Annotated in this window: 21 protein-coding genes; 10 read left to right on the top strand and 11 right to left on the bottom strand. The window is 71.9% G+C overall.

Translation table 11 applies throughout. The annotated features are described in order from the left end of the window. The first annotated feature begins 441 nt into the window (after positions 1–441). The 3 genes from ABD774_RS04860 to ABD774_RS04850 all read left to right on the top strand — a co-directional run bounded on the left by ABD774_RS04860 (position 442) and on the right by ABD774_RS04850 (position 2,417). Positions 442–966, top strand: a complete 525-nt coding sequence (locus tag ABD774_RS04860; RefSeq protein ID WP_345038253.1) for a hypothetical protein — start codon at positions 442–444, stop codon at positions 964–966. Positions 967–1,128: 162 nt separating this feature from the next. Further along, positions 1,129–1,473, top strand: a complete 345-nt coding sequence (locus ABD774_RS04855; RefSeq protein WP_345038251.1) for a PadR family transcriptional regulator — start codon at positions 1,129–1,131, stop codon at positions 1,471–1,473. Continuing rightward, positions 1,470–2,417: a hypothetical protein gene (locus ABD774_RS04850; RefSeq protein WP_345038249.1), complete on the top strand. Its 948-nt coding sequence runs from the start codon at positions 1,470–1,472 to the stop codon at positions 2,415–2,417. Before ABD774_RS04855 ends, ABD774_RS04850 begins: the two co-directional genes overlap by 4 nt. Before the next feature lie 97 nt (positions 2,418–2,514). Here the strand turns inward: ABD774_RS04850 and ABD774_RS04845 are convergent, their stop codons facing one another. From ABD774_RS04845 to ABD774_RS04830, 4 genes are all read right to left on the bottom strand, one after another. After that, positions 2,515–3,969: a Fis family transcriptional regulator gene (locus ABD774_RS04845; RefSeq protein WP_345038246.1), complete on the bottom strand. Its 1,455-nt coding sequence runs from the start codon at positions 3,967–3,969 to the stop codon at positions 2,515–2,517. Further along, positions 3,962–4,315 (bottom strand): helix-turn-helix domain-containing protein, encoded by a 354-nt coding sequence (locus ABD774_RS04840; RefSeq protein ID WP_345038245.1) that lies wholly within the window; start codon positions 4,313–4,315, stop codon positions 3,962–3,964. Before ABD774_RS04840 ends, ABD774_RS04845 begins: the two co-directional genes overlap by 8 nt. After that, positions 4,308–5,441: a tyrosine-type recombinase/integrase gene (locus ABD774_RS04835; RefSeq protein WP_345038243.1), complete on the bottom strand. Its 1,134-nt coding sequence runs from the start codon at positions 5,439–5,441 to the stop codon at positions 4,308–4,310. The genes ABD774_RS04840 and ABD774_RS04835 overlap by 8 nt, the downstream gene beginning before the upstream one ends. Positions 5,442–5,819: 378 nt before the next feature. Further along, positions 5,820–6,338 carry a VOC family protein gene (locus tag ABD774_RS04830; protein WP_345038241.1) on the bottom strand — a complete coding sequence of 173 codons (519 nt, stop codon included), beginning with the start codon at positions 6,336–6,338 and terminating at the stop codon, positions 5,820–5,822. A gap of 138 nt (positions 6,339–6,476) precedes the next feature. On the opposite strand from ABD774_RS04830, the gene ABD774_RS04825 reads away from it, so the two are divergent. From ABD774_RS04825 to ABD774_RS04800, 6 genes are all read left to right on the top strand, one after another. After that, the gene (locus ABD774_RS04825; protein ID WP_345038239.1) at positions 6,477–6,731 is read left to right on the top strand and encodes a hypothetical protein; all 255 of its coding nucleotides are present in this window, start codon (positions 6,477–6,479) and stop codon (positions 6,729–6,731) included. A gap of 121 nt (positions 6,732–6,852) precedes the next feature. Then, complete coding sequence (locus tag ABD774_RS04820; protein ID WP_345038236.1) at positions 6,853–7,260, top strand: YciI family protein; 408 nt, start codon at positions 6,853–6,855, stop codon at positions 7,258–7,260. 6 nt (positions 7,261–7,266) lie between these two features. After that, positions 7,267–8,412 (top strand): RNA polymerase sigma factor, encoded by a 1,146-nt coding sequence (locus tag ABD774_RS04815; RefSeq protein WP_345038235.1) that lies wholly within the window; start codon positions 7,267–7,269, stop codon positions 8,410–8,412. A 127-nt stretch (positions 8,413–8,539) separates the two neighbouring features. Next, a complete protein-coding gene (locus ABD774_RS04810) occupies positions 8,540–9,523 on the top strand; it encodes an NAD-dependent epimerase/dehydratase family protein (RefSeq protein ID WP_345038233.1) in 984 nt (327 codons plus the stop codon). 96 nt (positions 9,524–9,619) lie between these two features. Further along, on the top strand, positions 9,620–10,576 hold the full coding sequence (locus ABD774_RS04805) for an NAD-dependent epimerase/dehydratase family protein (RefSeq protein ID WP_345038230.1): 957 nt from the start codon (positions 9,620–9,622) through the stop codon (positions 10,574–10,576). Next, complete coding sequence (locus tag ABD774_RS04800; protein ID WP_345038228.1) at positions 10,573–11,502, top strand: RNA polymerase sigma-70 factor; 930 nt, start codon at positions 10,573–10,575, stop codon at positions 11,500–11,502. Before ABD774_RS04805 ends, ABD774_RS04800 begins: the two co-directional genes overlap by 4 nt. Before the next feature lie 40 nt (positions 11,503–11,542). Here ABD774_RS04800 and ABD774_RS04795 read toward each other — a convergent pair whose 3' ends face one another. From ABD774_RS04795 to ABD774_RS04785, 3 genes are all read right to left on the bottom strand, one after another. Then, positions 11,543–11,962 (bottom strand): DUF2695 domain-containing protein, encoded by a 420-nt coding sequence (locus ABD774_RS04795; protein ID WP_345038226.1) that lies wholly within the window; start codon positions 11,960–11,962, stop codon positions 11,543–11,545. Positions 11,963–12,048: 86 nt separating this feature from the next. Continuing rightward, positions 12,049–12,951, bottom strand: coding sequence for an ornithine carbamoyltransferase (locus tag ABD774_RS04790; protein ID WP_345038223.1), 903 nt, complete (start codon positions 12,949–12,951; stop codon positions 12,049–12,051). Between the two features lie 95 nt (positions 12,952–13,046). Beyond that, positions 13,047–13,970: a S1C family serine protease gene (locus ABD774_RS04785; RefSeq protein ID WP_345038221.1), complete on the bottom strand. Its 924-nt coding sequence runs from the start codon at positions 13,968–13,970 to the stop codon at positions 13,047–13,049. A gap of 129 nt (positions 13,971–14,099) precedes the next feature. On the opposite strand from ABD774_RS04785, the gene ABD774_RS04780 reads away from it, so the two are divergent. Beyond that, positions 14,100–15,203, top strand: a complete 1,104-nt coding sequence (locus tag ABD774_RS04780; protein WP_345038219.1) for a hypothetical protein — start codon at positions 14,100–14,102, stop codon at positions 15,201–15,203. A 119-nt stretch (positions 15,204–15,322) separates the two neighbouring features. On the opposite strand, the gene ABD774_RS04775 is transcribed toward ABD774_RS04780, so the two are convergent. The 4 genes from ABD774_RS04775 to ABD774_RS04760 all read right to left on the bottom strand — a co-directional run bounded on the left by ABD774_RS04775 (position 15,323) and on the right by ABD774_RS04760 (position 18,013). Further along, entirely contained in the window at positions 15,323–15,844 is a 522-nt protein-coding gene (locus tag ABD774_RS04775) for a MerR family transcriptional regulator (protein ID WP_248256285.1), read from the bottom strand. A gap of 259 nt (positions 15,845–16,103) precedes the next feature. After that, positions 16,104–16,667 (bottom strand): bifunctional nuclease family protein, encoded by a 564-nt coding sequence (locus ABD774_RS04770; protein WP_345038217.1) that lies wholly within the window; start codon positions 16,665–16,667, stop codon positions 16,104–16,106. Positions 16,668–16,736: 69 nt separating this feature from the next. After that, a complete protein-coding gene (ftsR, locus tag ABD774_RS04765; RefSeq protein WP_345038215.1) occupies positions 16,737–17,519 on the bottom strand; it encodes a transcriptional regulator FtsR in 783 nt (260 codons plus the stop codon). After that, a complete protein-coding gene (locus ABD774_RS04760; RefSeq protein WP_345038213.1) occupies positions 17,516–18,013 on the bottom strand; it encodes an FHA domain-containing protein in 498 nt (165 codons plus the stop codon). The genes ftsR and ABD774_RS04760 overlap by 4 nt, the downstream gene beginning before the upstream one ends. Positions 18,014–18,022: the final 9 nt, after the last annotated feature.

Raw genomic sequence — 18,022 nt, 5'->3', positions numbered from 1 at the left:
AGACGGCTGGTTCGTGACCATCTCGACCGCACAGGACCCCGACAGCGCCTTGCAGCTCGAGGAGCTTGTCCAGGGAACCTGGCACCCACTGCCTTGAAACTCTCGCACCTGCTGCAACTCCCGTCAGAAAACTGGCAGCGAGACGTGTTGCAGGAGGACGAGTAGCCGTCGTGGTCGCTGGATTGAACATCGGCGAGGACGCCGCAGAGGCGGTAATCAGCATGCAGTTCCGTCGCCTGAGTCGCCGCGAGCGAACCCCACTAGAAACGGAGATCGAAGACCTCGTCGAGGCGCTCTCGCCCTAAGACCGAGGCCGCTGCCTGTGCTTCGACTCCAGGTAGTTGACTGATAGAGCCGGATATCAGTGAGGCGGGAGTAGCACCCAAGGGTGACACCAAACCCGCGGACATTTGGGCGTTCAAGCGTGGGAGTATCCCTGCCATGAATAGGCCCGTTGACGACGCTTCCGGCGCCCCAGGCGAAGCCGACCGTACGGCGATCGACTGGAGGAGGCTTGACCTCGATGGCGCGTTCGCCCTTGCTGCTGAGGCCGACGACGGCCGCGATGATGTGCCCGGTGTGCTCGCCCAGGCCAGGGATGGCGAAGCGTCGTTCGTCCTGGTTGCGGTGCCCGCCAGTCGGGAGTGGGCAGTTACTCACCTGTTCTTCGCAAGTGGGGGAAAGCGTCGCCATATGAATCTGACCTCCTTGGTTTCCACCCTCGACCGGGAGGTCACCGAGGTCGGGTGTGCCTACGAGCACTCAGATCGGGGACCCAGGTACCACTACGCAGTCATCCGCCGGTCGGCGGTGGCAGAGATCAGGTGCCGCGTTGACGACGGCGCTTGGAGGTCCGTAACCAGGGGCGTAGAGGGCTGGTTCGTGACCATCTCGACCGCACAGGACCCCGACAGCGCCTTGCAGCTCGAGGAGCTTGTCCAGGGAACCTGGCACCCACTGCCTTGAAGCTCTTGCATCTGCTGCAACTCCCGGTAGTTGACTGGTAGAGCCGGATATCGATGAGGCGGGAGTAGCACCCCTCACTGGCACCCCCGGCTAGACCCTCCGAAGCAGGAAGGACGCAGAGAACCCTTCACATACCTTCGCCACGAAGGTATGTTCGCTGACATGCCAAAGCGACTCCAGGAACCCGCCTTCCTGATCCTCTCGGCACTCACAGGGAAGCCGCTGCATGGCTACGGGATCGCCCAGGCGGTCAGCGAACTGTCGGGCGGTGACGTGACGTTGCGGGTGGGCACGCTCTACGGAGCGTTGGACCGGTTGAGCGAGCGCGGCTGGATCGAGGTTAACCACGAGGAAGTGGTGGATTCCCGGTTGCGGAGGTACTACCGCCTGACCGACGCCGGGGCCGAGGTGCTCGCCACGGAAGCGGCCGTGCTTGAGCGGCGCGCGACTCGAGCGCTGGAGCTCCTCGGTCGGCGGCGCCCGACGGTCGCACGGGGGATGGCATGACCACAAACAGTGATGGGCTGGAGAGCCAGTACCGCCGTCTTGTCAGGCTCTTTCCGCCGACCTATCGAACCGCCAAAGGCGAGGAGATTGTGACCGCCTTGATGGACGGCGCGAGACCGGGGCAGGAGCGGCCGGGGCTGGGGGAGCAGTGGGACATTCTCCGCGCGGTGGTCCGCCGGTGGGCGCGCGCGGGCCTCTTGCCGCCGCCCCAGGCGAGGGCTGACGCCCTGGCCGTACTCGCCGTGGTGATGCCATTCGTCCTGCTCTACCCGGCGGCGAAAGCTGTCTCTTTGACGGTGACAAGGGTCGCCTTCACGGGTGCGCTACCGGCGCTCGACGTCGCCCCCACGTGGCCTGCCTGGGTGGTCTGGATCTTGGGCCTTGTAGCGCTGCTGCTCGGTCGCCGGCGGGTGGCCCTCGTCCTGCTCGTAGCGTCAGCCGCGTTGATGGCTCTCACGCTCGGTGCGCTGCTCGCCCATGGGAGCACCCTCGATGTGCTGCGGGAGTTCGGCTGGTTGGTGGGGCAAGCTGTGGCGCTTCTGGCTGTCGCAGCCACCGGTGCGTCGCCCCGCGGCAGATGGCGGATGTCGGCACTCCTGGTCACGGTCGTTGCAGTGGCAGCTTCGATGTACTCCGCTTGGATGCCGCACAACCGGCCGCTGATGTGGACGCTCGGCGGGTTCGCGCTCGTAGCCGCGGGCGCCGCACTGCTCCTCACCCGGCACCGCTACGCAGCACCTCCCATCGCGACAGTCGTAGCGGCTCTCTATGTCGGCCGGTTCGGGCTGGGCGCGGCCGAGCGCCGGATTCCTCTCGAGGGGTTGCAGCTCGATGTGGGAACCATCGCCATGCTCGTGCCCGTACCGCTCCTGACCTACATCGCCGCCGCGGTGGTGCTCTCGCTCGGGCGTCACCTTGGGCGGGCTTCTCGCAGCTCACCGTAGGTGCCGCGGTGGACTCTCAGCGGGCGACGACGGCAGTCCGTCAGACGGCTGCGATCCAGAAGATCGAGCGAGAACGCAACCGCTGATCTTCTGGCGGTCAGCGGCGCGTAGCGATGTAGCGGCCGTAGGTGTTCGCGGCTGCGACGGCGTGCCGCTCGAGGGTGGTCTGGTGGTAGCCGAGGATCTCGGCGAGGACCGGGATCGGGCTCGTCCGGGCCAAGTCGGCGAGGGTGCCGAGCCGGGCAGCCCGGGTGGAGCAGACGGTCTTGAGGCGTTGACGCAGGTGCGCGGCGCTGAGATGGCGGCCGGGGGAGTGGCCTCTGAAGATCCACGGACTGTGGGGGTGCGCAGCCGTGCGGCCGTGCCCGGGATCGGCGAGCAGCTGGCGCAGCGGCTCGTCGAGCGGCGGCGGAAGATCGACGGGCGCTTCGCCGAGGGTGATGGTGGCCAGGTCGTCGGTGACCGTGGCGTCGTCCCAGGTGAGGCGGACGACGTCCTCGACCTGCTGGCCCAGGACGAGGACGAGGATGGCAGCGAGGCGGTCCCTCGCGGTGAGGTCGTCGTGGTGGACGACGGCCTGGACAGCCGCGGCCTGCTCGGTCGCGGGGAGTTTGTCGGCGGTGCCGCGGCGGTGGGGCTGCATGCGCAGGTCCGGGTCGACAAGGTGCGCCTTGATGGCCCAGGCGAGGAAGCGGCTGGCGAGCTCACGGGTGGTGGGCCCGCCGGCCTGCCAGGCATCGAGGTCGGCCTGCGTGAGCCGGCTCAGCGTGGTGCCGCGGGCGCTGAGCCAGGTCAGGAAGTCGATGGTCACGGTCGTGGTCTGCTTCGAGCGCAGGAAGGTGCCCTGGGTGACCGCGCCCGGCGCGGCGTTCATGCGGCGGACGAGGTGCCAGCGGACGAACCGGTCGACGACGTCGCGGTGCTCACCTGCTGGTAGCCGCTCGAGCGCCTGGCCGCTCCAGACAGTGAACCGGGCCAGCAGCTCGTCGCGGCGAGGTAGCGCGCCGTGCTCGACCAGGAGGCCACGGACGTAGTCCCGGGTGCGCGAGGCCGGGAGCTGATCCAGTGCCTCGTGAGTGATGGCGTGTGCGACGGCGAGGTGCTGGAGGAACGCGGTGACGTGGGGCTGCCGGATCCAGGTCAGGCCGCTGTTGGCGCGTTCCATCGACTTCAGGGCCGTCGCCATCGGCAGGAGCTCGGGAGAGACGGTGCCCGTGGCGGGATTGGTCAGCAGCCGGTCGACGGACGCCGCGAGCACGCAGGTCCAGCAGCGGCCGCCGTCGTAGAGCTCGTCCTCCGCCCCGCAGGCGCGGCAGTCGACGTTGAGCCGAACACCTGAGCACCCTCGGCAGGCGGGTTGTTCGTCGACGATGCCGGGCAGGACGCCGATGTGGCCGCAGGCGCAGGTGCCGCGGGTGCGCTTGGCGCGTTGGTAGCAGTAGCCGCAGACCGGACCATCGGGCCAACGGGCGGCGACCTGGTAGTGCTGACCGCACCGCCCGCAGGCCTCGGGGAAGGTGGTTGGGTCGCTGACCTTGCGTGGCCTAGCCATCGTGGTCCGTCGGCACGACCCGGATCCGGCGAGCGATGGGCTGCCCGGGTTTGACGCCGATGTCCTCGGGCCGGCGCGGGGCGTTGGCGGTGGCCGCGGCCCGCATCTCGACGTAGGGCTCGAACAGGTCGTTCGGGGTGCACTCGAGGATGTCGCACAGCGCGGCGAAGGTGCGGGCCGGGATGCGCTCGGGCGTCACGGTGACCAGGCGGTGAACCTGGGCGTTGGACAGGTTGATCCCGCGTGCCTTGAGCAGGGGGATGAGCTCGGTGGTCTTCCACAGGTTCCGTTGGGCCATCAGCTGCCGCAGATTCCAGCGGTAGCCGATACGTCGCTGCTCACTCATGGCTGCTCCCGTCTGTGCCGTCGTCCGCGCCGATGCGGCGGGCGATCATGCGCTGGATGGTCTTGTGCTTGAAGTCGGCCGAGACCGACGTATAGAGCGCGGTCGTGGAGGAGTAGCTGTGGCCAACCTGCTGCTGGACGAAGAGCGGGTCGTAGCCGGCCTCGATCAGGTGGGTGACGTAGGAGTGACGCAGGGCGTGCAACGACAGCTCGACCGGCAGGCCCGCGAGCTCCCGCAGCCGTTGGAAGGACCGGTCGAAGTTGCGCAGCGCAGCGCCGCCCGCGCGTTCGGAGGGCCACATGAGCGTGGAGCGGTCCGCGGTGGGAAAGCGTGCCCGCCCGTCGGGGGAGAGCCAGAACTCCAGCAGCGCGACGACCCAGTCGAACTCCGGCACCGTGAGCACGGTGCGCCGCCGCGGTCCGGAGCCTTTGGTGCCCTTGGCCCACCGGACCTGGACCGAGCCGAACCGCCCGAAGTCGGGCACGTGCGGGTTGGGGCCGAAGTCGACCGACTCGAGCATCGCGAGCTCGCGCCGGCGCAGCCCGTAGGCGTAGGCCACCTTGAACGCGATCGAGTCCCGCAGCGCCGGCAACCAGCGCTTGGAGCCCTTGGCGAACTCGGCGTCGACCAGGTCGTCGGCGGTGTCGAAGAAGGTCTGCAGCTCGCCCCGGGTGAAGCTACGCCGACGCGGCGGGACGGCGTCGTCGGTCGTGTGACGCGGGGTGTTCCACTCGAAGACCACCTGCGAGGGCACGTCACCGAACACCCGTTCGCACAGGCGCGCCCATCCGTACCGAGAGTCGGTGAGGTAGGCACAGAACGCCCGGACGGCGCCGGAGTGGGCCCGCAGGGTCGACAGCGCCAACGGCCGTTCGCCGCTGCGCCGATCCGCGAAGAACTCATCGACATGGTGCGCCGACCACGTCCACGGGTACTCGTTGGAATGCTCCTGGAACCGCTCGACCAGCCGGCACGAGGACTGGATGAACGCCGTCGTCAGCCCGCGGGCCAGCAGCTGCGCGCGCCAGCCGTCAACCATCGCCTCGAACACCCGGTCCTCGGCACGCAGCAGGCCGACACCGTCGTCCGCCAGAAAGTCGGGAACCCGCCCCGGAACCAGCTCCATGCGCCGAACCGTACGCGAGAATCTCTCATTAAACGAGAGATTCGTACGCTGACCTGCACCTAAGCACCGCCACTAAGTACGTCCACGCGGCCCTCCCGTCTCCGAGACAACCCGCCTGACCTGCGAAGACACTGCCCAGGCAGGCTGGGGACGAGTTCTCGCATCTGTTTGAACTCGTCCTCCTTGCGATCCGATAATGCACATTATGTCATTATGCGCGCCGTGTGTACCTCATCGCGTCGCCGGACGACGACGAGTGTGCCGCGCCCTCCCCCTTGGCGCGGACGCGACAGTGCACGGACGGCTGCCGAGGACCGCTCAGGCTCTGACTCGTAGCCAGCACGCTCTCTCGGACGCTCGATGACGCAGCAGGCTCCCTCACGATTTACGGAACGGCTCGAACTGGGACTCGTCGTTCACCGAGGATCCCCGGTACTCGGGCTGCTCTCCCGCCGGTGAAAGGTCCTGGTAGTAGCCGAGGCGGTTACCCCAGGGGTCAGTGAAGTCGACGAACGCGACTACGCCGGACAGTTGCGTCGGCTCCGAACGCGGGATGCGGCGGACATCGAGGAACGCAACCGCCTCGGCCAGATCCTCGACACCGAAACGGATCCTGTTGGTCAGCGGCGCGGCGCCGGTGCGGCCAGCCACCTGGAACCAGCACTCCTGCCCGGCGACGGGAGCCCACTCGAAGAAGTCTTCGTGGGGCTCGAACTCCGGCGCCCGGCCGAAGATCCCGGCGTAGTAGTCACGAGCGGCTCGTGCCTCCTCGGTGGGCACGTACACCTGAAGGGTCAACCCCACCGTGCTGGGCGCCCGGCCAACTTCCTGATCTGCCATGACTTCCACCCTGTTGCAGTTCGCACGCAGCGTCAATCGATCTTGGGTCACGCTCATACGCCTAGAGCATTAGCGCGGCTCCTGCCGAGCACTCCGCCGCAATTTCGGACGGAGGTCGCTGCCCGGGTGGCGGAGGGCACCCGCACGCCGCACACTCGAGATCGAGGTGATGGAGCGGTGGGAGCGAGTGCGACGATGACAGCGAGCCGGCCGGCGACCGCTGTGCTGCGGTTCGTCACGGCGGGACGCCGGATGGAGGTCTGGCTCGTGCGGGTAAGGCGACACGCGCGTACTACCAGCCCGCTCGCACGGCGAATCGCGGGCGCGACCTACGGCGACGTCATCGACGTCTCCCCCGCCGAGGTTTCCGCCGCCGGGCGCCGGCTCGTCGCCGACGAGCACGCCGGCCGGGTGACGCCGGAGTGGATCAGGGTCGTCGCCGGGCTCTGAGCAGCCGAACCGCACGGCGGCCGCGAGAAACGCTGGCGCGGGATGTCGAGGGCGCCCGCACCGCTCCGTCCTGGGGTCGAGAACGGCCACAATGGGCCGTACCGCACCAAGGAGCGAGACGATGGCCAAGTACCTGCTGCTCAAGCACTACCGCGGCGCACCGGCGGCGGTCAACGACGTGCCGATGGACCGGTGGACCCCGGAGGAGATCTCCGCCCACATGAGGTATATGGAGGACTTCGCCGCCCGGCTCCAGGAGACCGGGGAGTTCGTCGACGGGCAGGCCCTCTCCCCCGAGGGCACCTTCGTCCGCTACGACGGCGAGGGCCGCCCGCCGGTTACCGACGGCCCGTTCGCGGAGACCAAGGACCTCATCGCCGGGTGGATGGTGATCGACGTCGAGAGCTACGAGCGCGCGCTCGCGCTCGCCGGCGAGCTGTCCGCGGCTCCGGGGGCCGGCGGCCGGCCGATCCACGAGTGGCTCGAGGTGCGCCCGTTCCTCGCTCCCCCGCCGACCGTCACCGAGTGACACCTTGTGGACGAGAGCCTGCTGCGGACGCTCACGCCCGCGGTGATCGGCGTCCTCGTCCGCCGCGGAGCCAGCTTCGCGGCGGCCGAGGACGCCGTGCAGGAGAGCCTCGTCGAGGCGCTGCGGGTGTGGCCGAAGGACCCGCCGCGCGACCCGAAGGGCTGGTTGGTCGCCGTCGCGTGGCGGAAGTTCCTCGACGCCGCCCGCGCCGAGACCTCCAGGCGCCGGCGTGAGGTCCGGGTCGTCTCCGAGCCGGCGCCCGGTCCCGGCGCCGAGGTCGACGACACCCTCTGGCTGTACTTTCTGTGCGCGCACCCGTCCCTGACACCGGCGTCGGCCGTCGCGCTCACGCTCCGCGCCGTCGCGGGCCTCACCACGCGGCAGATCGCCCAGGCCTACCTCGTCCCGGAGGCGACCATGGCACAGCGCATCAGCCGCGCGAAGCGGACCGTGTCCGGCGTCCGCCTCGACCAGCCGGGTGACGTCGCGACGGTGCTGCGCGTCCTCTACCTCGTCTTCAACGAGGGCTACTCCGGCGACGTCGACCTCGCCGCCGAGGCCGTCCGGATCACCCGCGAGCTGGCGGCGCGGGTCGACCACGCGGAGGTCGCGGGGCTGCTCGCCCTCATGCTGCTCCACCACGCCCGGCGCCCGGCCCGGACCCGCCCCGACGGCAGCCTCGTGCCCCTCGCCGAGCAGGACCGCAGCCTGTGGGACACCCGGATGATCGCCGAGGGCGTCTCCGTGCTGCAGACGGCGCTCGCCCGCGACCGCCTCGGCGAGTTCCAGGCCCAGGCCGCCGTCGCCGCCCTCCACGCCGACGCACGGACGGCGGCGGAGACCGACTGGGTGCAGATCGTCGAGTGGTACGACGAGGTCGTGCGCCTGACCGACAGCCCGGTCGCCCGGCTCAACCGCGCCGTCGCGGTCGGCGAGGCCGACGGCGCACGGGCCGGGCTCGCCGTGCTGGCGGGACTCGACCCCTCCCTGCCCAGGTATGCCGCCGTCGCGGCGTACCTGCACGAACGCGACGGCGACGCCGCGACCGCGGCACGGCTCTACGCCGAGGCGGCGCGCTCGGCACCGAACCTGCCCGAGCGCGAGCACCTCACCCGGCAGGCCGCGCGGCTCAACGCCTCTCTCCGTCGCTGAGCGGTCGCCGGCGGACGTCTGGCCTCCCCGTGCCTCCGACCCCTGTCGCTGCTCCCCCGTGTCACAGCGGGCACGGCTGTCTCGTCTCAGGGACGAGAGCCGGACGAGGGAGCGGAAGGTGAGGATCATGCGAGTGTTTGTCGCAGGCGGGTCCGGGGTCGTGGGAAGGCGGCTGGTGCCGCAGCTCGTGGCGCGCGGGCACCAGGTGACCGCGACGACGACGTCCCCGGCGAGGTTAGGGACGCTCGAGCGGCTGGGCGCCGACGCCGTCGTCATGGACGGCCTGGACCCCGCGTCGGTCGGCGAGGCGGTGGCCGCAGCCCGGCCGGACGCGATCGTGAACGAGATGACGGCCATCTCGCGGCTCCACGCGGGCAAGCCCGATATCAAGCACCCGGACCGCTGGTTCGCCGTCACCAACCGGCTGCGCACCGAGGGGACGGACCACCTGCTGGCCGCCGCCGAGGCGACCGGCGTGTCCAACGTCGTCGCCCAGGGCTACGCCAGCTGGAACGGCGCGCCCGAGGGCGGCTGGGTGAAGACCGAGGAGGACCCGCTGAACCCCATGACGGGCACGGCGGCGCAGCCGGGCACGGAGGCCGTGGCCCATCTCGAGGACGCCGTCCTCAGGGCCGGCGGGGCGGTCCTGCGCTACGGCGCGCTCTACGGGCCGGGGGCCACCGACGACCAGGTCGAGCTGGTGCGCCGGCGCCAGTTCCCGCTGGTCGGGCGCGCCACCGGCTACAGCTCCTGGGTGCACCTCGACGACGCCGCCAGCGCCACGGTCCTGGCCGTGGAGCAGCAAGCCACGGGCGTGTTCAACATCGTCGACGACGAGCCCGCCCCGGCGAGCGAGTGGCTGCCCTACCTGGCCGAGTGCGCCGGGGCGAAGCCGCCCCGGCGGGTCCCCGTGTGGCTGGCCCGGCTGCTGGCCGGCGAGCAGGCGGTGGTGATGATGACCGAGGGACGCGGGTTCTCCAACGCCAAGGCCAAGCGGGAGCTCGGCTGGGTGCTGCACTACCCCTCCTGGCGCCAGGGCTTCAAGGAGGAGCTCGCCGGAACCGGACGGGCCCGTGTCACAGACGGACGGGCTGTCTCGTCTCGGGAGTGACAGAGGCCGCCGGGCTGTCTCGTCCCGGCGGGAACACGCATCGGCGGGCTGTCTCGTCCTCGGACGGACAGCCGCCGTGGAGCAAGGAGGGTCACCATGCGGGTGTTCGTGGCAGGCGGGTCCGGGGCCATCGGGAGGCGGCTGGTTCCCCAGCTGGTGTCCCGCGGCCATGAGGTGACGGCAACGACGACGAGCGCCGGCAAGGTCGCGCTGCTCGAGCGGCTGGGCGCCGAGGGGGTGGTGATGGACGGGCGTGATCCGGCGTCGGTGAGCAGGGCCGTCGCCGCGGCGCGCCCGGACGTGATCGTGAACGAGATGACTGCCCTCTCCGCCGCGCACGCCGGGAAGCCCGACCTGCGGAGGGCCGACCGCTTCTTCGCCACCACCAACGAGCTCCGCAGCGCGGGGACCGACCACCTCCTGGCCGCCGCCGAGGCGACCGGCGTCCCGCACGTGGTCGCGCAGGGCCACGCCAGCATGAACGGAGCCCGCCAGGGCGGGTGGGTCAAGACCGAGGACGACCCGCTGGAGGTGATCGAGGGGACGAGGGCGATCACCCACCTCGAGGACGCCGTCGTCCGCGCCGGCGGAGCGGTCCTGCGCTACGGCGGGTTCTACGGGCCCGGCGCCAACGACGACCAGGTCGAGCTGGTGCGTCGGCGGCTGTTCCCGCTCGTCGGCGGCGGCACCGGCTACTTCTCGTGGATCCACCTCGACGACGCCGCGAGCGCTACCGTCCTCGCTGTGGAGCAGAGGGCGCAGGGAGTCTTCAACATCGTCGACGACGAGCCCGCCCCGGCGAGCGAGTGGCTGCCGTACCTGGCGGAGTGCGCCGGGGCAAGGCCACCCCGGCGGGTCCCCGCGTGGCTGGCCCGGCTGCTGGCCGGGGAGATGGTGGTCGGCATGATGACCGAGGGGCGTGGCTTCTCCAACGCCAAGGCCAAGCGGGAGCTCGGCTGGGTGCTGCGCTACCCCTCCTGGCGCCTGGGCTTCCGGGAGGAGCTGGCCCCAGCGGTGCCGAGGGGCCCCGGCCTGAGGAAGGCGCCGGCGTGAGCCGAGCCGAGGAGTTCGAGGACCTGCGCCCGCTGCTCTTCGCGATCGCGTACCGGCTCCTCGGGAGCGTGAGCGAGGCCGAGGACGCGGTCCAGGAGACCTGGCTGCGCTACGAGGCCACCACAACGGTCCCGACCTCGACGAAGGCGTTCCTCTCGGCCGTGGTCACGAGGATCTCGATCGACGTCCTGCGCTCCGCCCGCTCCCGGCGGGAGCAGTACGTGGGCCAGTGGTTCCCCGAGCCGCTGGTCGACGACCCGTACGCGGACCCGGTGCGGTCGGCGGAGCTGGCCGACTCGGTGTCGATGGCGGCCCTGCTGCTGCTCGAGCGGCTCAGCCCGCTCGAGCGGGCGGTGTTCGTGCTGCGGGAGGTGTTCGGGTTCAGCTTCCCCGAGGTCGCCGAGGCGGTGGGGAGGTCCGAGGCCGCGTGCCGGCAGCTCGCGGTGCGGGCGCGGCGCCACATGGACGAGGGACGGCCGCGGTTCGCGGCGGACCGCCGCGACCGGGAGGAGCTGGCGGCACGCTTCTTCGACGCCCTGCGGGAGGGCGATGTCGACGGGCTGCGCGAGCTGCTGGCCGCCGACGTCCAGATGGTCGGGGACAGTGGCGGCAAGGCGCCGCAGTGGGGCGCCGGCATCTTCGGTGCCGAGAAGGTCGCCCGGGTGCTGACCGCAACCCTCCCCTGGTTGTTCGAGATCGGCGGGGTGATGGAACCGCACGCGCTCAACGGCCAGCCGGGTGCGATCTTCCGGTACCGGGACGGCAAGGTGGTCAGCACGCTGACGCTGGACGTGCTCGGCGGGAAGGTCCAGGCGATCCGAGCCGTGATCAACCCCGACAAGCTCGGCCACCTGGGCCCGGTGGCCGACGCCTGGGCGGTCAACCGCGAGGCGATGCGGGCACGCCGGTCGGCGCCGGGCGCCTGAGGCCGTGACGCTGGTACACCCCCACCTCGGCGCCTCGCCGTCAGTCCCAGTCGCTGCGCCGTCGCACCGGCCAACGCTGCGGCGCGCGGCGTGCCCAGAGCGTGCACGGCTGCGTCGTCCCGTTGCGCACCCCTCGGCATCCCTGGACGTCGTCCGGCCAGCGGTCCTCGCCCGTCATCGGGTCGTGCTCCACCGCCACGGTGACGTCCCAGCCGTTCGTGAACAGCTCGCAGTCGCAGAACGCGCCCTCACGCCCGATGCGCCGCTCGAGCTGCGTGGCACGGGGCGCACGCAGAGCTCGCCACCGCCGGGTCCACCGCAGCGAGGTGTCGCAGCCGAACTGCACGAGCATCCGGTTGACGTAGCACAGCACGCACTCGTGCGGCCCCGGTGCGGTCAGGTCCTGCGCCAGGCTCGCCAGCTCGATCTCCAGCGTGCGCACGCCGTCGTCCACGGACATGGGTCCTCCCCTGCTCTCGCGACGCCCGAACCCCGTGTTCGAACGCATGTGCGAGAGGATGCCAGCGGGGACTGACATCGGGTGCCTCAGCCGCCCAGGACCCACTCCACGATCGCGGCGTGCGTCGGTGCCAGGTTCCGCTTGGCGGCGAAGGTGACCGAGCGCGGGTCGTCGAAGGCCTCCGCGGAGACCTCGTCCCCGCGGTGGACCGGCATCACGTGCATCAGCATCACGTCCGGCCCCGCCTCGTCCAGCACGTCGGTGGTCACGCGGTACGGCTCGAAGGCGGTGCGCCGGCGCCCGGGCGTGCGCGCGGACGTCGGCCAGACGTCCGTGTAGATGACGTCGGTGCCGCTCACGCCCTCCGCGAGGTCGTGCCCGACGGTCACGCTCCCCCGCTGGCCGTGGGCGGCCAGCTCGGCGAGAAAGTCCTCGTGCAGTCCGTGGCCGGGCGGGCACACCTGGCGCACTCGGAGGGCGAACGGCACCGTGAGCTCGCACCAGGAGCGCAGCACGTTCGAGTCCTCCCCCACGAAGGTCAGGGTGACGTCGTTGAGGGGCCCGCGTCGCTCGAAGATCGTGTACGCCTCGGAGAAGACCTCCACCGGGTGCCCGCCGTCGGTCATTGCGTTGATGACCGGCACCTCGCAGACCTCGGCGAGCTCGCAGACCGCGGCGTGGTCGCGTGCGCGGACCACCACCGCGTCGACGGCCCCGGAGAGGATGGCGGCGGTGTCGCTGACCGTCTCGCGCTGACCGAGCACGAGCGGCACGTCGACGCGGTGGGCCCCGACGGCGTCGATGGCGGTGTCGTACGCGAGCCTGGTCCGGAAGCTCGTGGCGTCGAAGATCGTGGCCACGCGCCGGTCCGCGAAGCGCAGCCGGCGGCGCACGCGCTGGCTCTTCCAGCCGGCCGAGGCGAGCCAGAGCGACTCCAGGTCGGGACGCGAGAGGTCGAGCAGCGTCAGCAGACTCCGGGGATGGGACACCCCGCCAACCTATCGCAGCCCGCACCCGCCCCCGGGCCGCCAACCGACCGGTGGCCGCGTCCCGGCCGGCGGCCCGCAGGTGGTCGGCCGGCGGCTCACGCGATGAGCTCGCCCAGGGTGGCGACGACGTCGACGAGCGCCCCGCGCCGGTAGACGGTGACCGGGAACGGCCGGTCCACGGCGGTGCCGAGCATCAGGCGCTGCAGGTCCTGGGCCCTCCGCACGGGATGCTCCCCCGCGGCGATCACGATGTCGCCGAGGTAGATGCCGGCGGTGGCGGCCGGGCTGCCCGGGACGACCTCGGTCACGTGCAGGCCGGTGCGGCGGCCGAGTCGCTCGGCCAGCGCCGGAGGCACGGCCAGGGTGATCCCACCGATGCCGAGCCAGGCCCGCCGGACCCGGCCCGTGCTGATCAGCTCGGCGAGGATCCGGCGGGTGGTGGAGTTCACCGGCACCGCCAGGCCCAGGCCTACGCCGGCGACGGCGGTGTTGACCCCGACGACGGTCGCCGTCGAGTCCGCCAGCGCGCCCCCGCTGTTGCCGGGGTTGAGGGCGGCGTCGGTCTGGATGACGTCGTCGATCGAGTGCGCGCCCCGCGCGGTGCGCACCGGGAGCGAGCGTCCGAGGGCGCTGACCACTCCGGCCGTGACCGAGCCGGCGAAGCCCATCGGGTTCCCGACGGCGACCACGAGCTGGCCCACCCGCAGCGTGTCGGCGTCGCCGAGCTCGGCGGGGCTGGTGAGCCCCGGCCTGGTCCGCAGCACCGCCAGCTCGGAGAGACGGTCCGCGCCCAGGACGTCGAACGGCGCCTCCTCGCCGTCGGCCGCGACCACCCCTCCCCCGGTCACGCCCTCGACGACGTGGGCGCTGGTGAGCAGCAGGCCGTCGTCGGTGAAGGCCACCGCCGAGCCGGTGGCGCTCCCCCGCCGGCTTCGGACCAGCACGGTCAGGACCTTGGGCTGGAGCGCGGCGGCCACCGTGGTCACGACCTCGGAGTAGGCGTCGAGCGGATCCGTCATGTTCGTTCAACACCGCCGGCGCGCCCGGCATGCCGTCGGCGGATCCGCCCTCGGCGATCATTCGCGGCCGTGCCCGCGGCGCCCACCGCCGCCGGTTCCGTGCGGGCTCGTCCGGATACCCTGTGCCTCGTGCCTGGTTCCCGCGCCGTCGTCGCCCTCGCCGCCGCGCTGACCGTGGCCGCCGGGCTGACGGCGTGCGAGCCCACCGGGCAGCCCACCGAGGACGCCAACACCGCGGAGCTGCAGGACCAGCTCGCCGCCGTGCCGGGCGTCACGCAGTCGCGGGTGCGGCACAGCCCCGGCGACTACGAGTACCTGAGCATCGACCTCGAGCTGGGCGCCGGCACCCACGCCCTCGCGACGGCGCCGGTCATCGAGGTCACCCAGGACCTGGTCGAGGGCTCCGAGTACCGCGACACGGAGCTCATGGTCTCGCTCAGGTGGGGCGAGGACGACCAGGACCTGCGCATGTACGCGCACGGCCCGTCCGCCATGCTCAGCGCCCTGTCCAACGAGACGCGAGCGATGGCGGTCCTCGAGCAGCACGGGTTCGAGGAGACCACCCTCTCGGTCTCCGACACCGCGGTCGATGCGCAGTACCGCCGGTCCATCGACGTCGGGCTGGGGCCCGGCACACCCGGCAGGGCCCTGAACCGCGTCCGCGAGGCCGTGGCGACCCAGCTGCCCGACGCCCAGCAGGAGACAGACCTCTCGGTCAGGTACTACGGCGAGTACGACCCGGACCGCCCCACGGACACGCGCTCGCTCCGGGTCCCGGCGGCGGCGCCCGACGAGATCGTCGCCCTGGCCGACGCCTACCTCCGCCAGCCCGTGCCGGTGGGCTGGGCCGGCGCCACGGACGTCCATGTCAGCGTGAGCGGGTCCGGCGCCGACGTCGCCGGCTGGTACATCTCGGTCGACGTCACGGTCGCCCCGGAGTCGCTGTGGTCGACGCCGGAGGGCGACCTGGAGAGCCACGCCGGGGACGACGTCGTCATGGACGTGGGGCACCACGCCGCCCGGACCGTCGTGCCGACCGTGGCAGACATGTTCCTCGACCTCCGGCTGGAGAGTGCCGACGGCTACGTCGACGTGGCCGGCTTCTACTCGGCGGACTGCGCGGCGGCGTGGGAGGACGGGAGCGGGCGGTCGCGCGCCCTGTGGAGGACGTGGGTGGAGGCGGGCGGCCGGCCGGACGACGGCGCCACCGCGACGGAGTGCCCGGACGCCTAGGAACAGCGGGGTGCGGGAGCCGCACCGGTCGCGCAGCGGGCTCGCCGTCGACGTCGCGCCGCGCCGCTGCAGCAGGAACGCCCCCGACCACCGGGTCGGGGGCGTCGACGGCGGGTGGGTCAGCCGGCGTTGCGGGCGGCTCGCCGCCGGGCGAGCTCGTCCTCCACGGTCAGGTCCTCCTCCTCGTGGGCCCGCTCGGTCGGCAGCTGGGCCAGGTCCCCCTCGACCTCGCGCCAGACCCGGCCGACCGCGATGCCGAAGACGCCCTGGCCGCCCTGGACGAGATCGATGACCTCGTCGGCGGAGGTGCACTCGTAGACCGACGCGCCGTCGCTCATGAGCGTGATCTGGGCGAGGTCCTCGACGCCGCGCTCGTGCAGGGCCTGGATGGCGCTGCGGATCTGCTGGAGCGAGACCCCGGTGTCGAGCAGGCGCTTGACGACCTTCAGGACCAGGATGTCGCGGAAGCTGTAGAGGCGCTGGCTGCCGGAGCCCTTCGCGCCCCGGATGCTCGGCTCCACGAGCCCCGTGCGCGCCCAGTAGTCGAGCTGGCGGTACGTGATGCCGGCCGCCCGGCAGGCGGTCGGGCCGCGGTAGCCGGTGTCCTGGTCCAGGTCGGGCAGCGTGTCCCCGAAGAGCATGCCCTGGGCCCGCTGGGGGACGCCGGGGACGGCGCCGGCCGTCGCATCAGTGCCGCTCACAGGGTTCTCCGTTCGTCCGCGATCCCTCGAACTGCCGCTCTCGCCGCTTCGTCCGAGGATACCGCTCGTTCCTCATGATGGGGCCACGCTATGGCTGCGCCGGTACCTGGTCAACGAGGCGCACCGCAAACGGGTGCGGCGTGTCTGCCGCGCGTGTCTCACCCTCGACCCGAGGTTGAGAGTCGAGCTCGGTTCCGGCTCACCGCTCGTCGGGCTCGTCCGGCGAGCCCGCGCTCCGGGTGCCCTTCGGACCGGTGGCGAAGTCCTCCGGCTCCACGCCCTCGAGGAACGTCCGGAACTCCTCCATGACCTCCGGGGTGGCCTGCGCGCTCCCGTGCACCGCCTCCTCGTCCGCCTCGTCCAGGCCGGCCTCCTCCATCGGCACACCGGCCAGCGTGAGGAGCGTCTCGTCGCACAGCACCGGGCAGTGGGCGCGCAGCGCGATCGCGATCCCGTCCGAGGGGCGGGCGTCGATGACCTGCCCGCCGCTCAGCACCAGCTCGGCGTGGAAGATCCCGTGCACCACCTGCGTCACCCGCACCTCCTTCACCCCGACACCGAGGTGGTCGAGGATGGAGACGAGCAGATCGTGCGTGAGCGGGCGCGGCGGGACCAGGCCGGCCTGCGCCGACGCGATCGCCGCGCCCTCACGCGGGCCGATGACGATGGGCAGCACGCGGGTGCCGCCGGGCTCGCCCAGCACCACGACGACCTCGTTCCCGGGAACGCTCACCCTCACGCCGAGCACCACCATCTCGCGCATGCCGCAACGGTACGTCCCGCGGGGGCGCCACGCTCACGGAACACGTCCCTCCGACCGATCCGGCGTGTCTCAGCCGAGGCGGTCGACGGCGGAGCGCAGGAGCTCCGCGTGGAGCGTCACGTAGAGCTCGGCGAGCTCGGCCGCCTGGGCCGCGCTGCGCTCGCGCGCGGCGCCGGAGCGCTGAGCGCGGGTCGGGGCGACGACCTGGTCGATGACGTCGGCCTCCCGCTCGGCGCTCGTGCGGACGGTCCGCAGGTGGCGGGCGCTGATGCCGTGGCGGCCGAGCGCCAGGACGGCCTGGACCACCTGGACGGACCGGCCGGGGAACCGCCCCCTCGTGTCGGCCAGCACGAGGCCCGCCTGTGCCATCTCGTCCAGCTCCGCCTCGGTCGCGCCCGTGAGCTCGCAGATCTCCTTGGCGCTCACGCGCGCGCCGGCGGCGGGACGCACGAGCTCGCCGTCGCGGGTGACGACGCGGGCGTGGGCGGGCTGCTCGACCTGGCGCCCGGCGTCGAGGTCGGCGAGCTGCTCCCGGATCACCCGCAGCGGCAGGTAGCTGTCGCGCTGGGCCGTCAGGGCGAACCGGATCCGTTCGGCGTCGGCCCGCGAGTACATCCGGTAGCCGGAGCCTGTCCGTCGCGGGGTCACGAGGCCCTGCTCCTCCAGGAAGCGCAGCTTCGAGATGGTGACGGCCGGGAACTCGGGCTTGAGCGCGGCGAGGACGGCGCCGATGCTCATGGACGGCTCGTGCGAGACCTCCTGGGGCCAGCTGAGCGGCGCCTCGGTCCGGGACCTCGCCGCGGGCGCGCCGGCGTGCGCGGCGTCGGGCCGACGTCGTGCTGCAGGGCTCACTTCTGGCCAGCACCTGCCGGGGAGGCGCCGCGGTTGGGGCTGGGATGGTAGGTCAGGCGGTACTTGCCGATCTGCACCTCGTCGCCGGCCCGCAGGCGGGCGGTGTCGATGCGCTCACGGTTCACGTAGGTCCCGTTGAGGCTGCCCACGTCGCGCACGGAGAAGCCGCCGTCCTCGGTGAGGAACTCGGCATGCTTGCGTGACACGGTGACGTCGTCGAGGAAGATGTCCGAGCTCGGGTGACGACCGGCCGTGGTGCGATCGGCGTCGAGCAGGAACCGGGCACCGGCGTTGGGACCGCGCTGGACGATGAGGAGCGCGGAGGCGGGCGGGAGCGCCTCGACGGCCGCCGCGTCGTCGTTGCTGAGCCCCTGGGAGATCAGCTCGCTCTCGGTCTCGGCGCCGATGGCACCGAACCGGGCCGTGCTGGTCACGTCGTTGCGCTCGCCCTCGCCGCCCTCTCCCGGGCGGTCCGGTCGCTGCGGGGTGGTCATAGGGCTACC

The organism is Georgenia daeguensis, assembly GCF_039537705.1.
Lineage (GTDB): Bacteria > Actinomycetota > Actinomycetes > Actinomycetales > Actinomycetaceae > Georgenia > Georgenia daeguensis.
The sequence above is the reverse complement of the archived record's forward strand: the minus strand, read 5'-3'. Positions and strand labels throughout refer to the sequence as shown.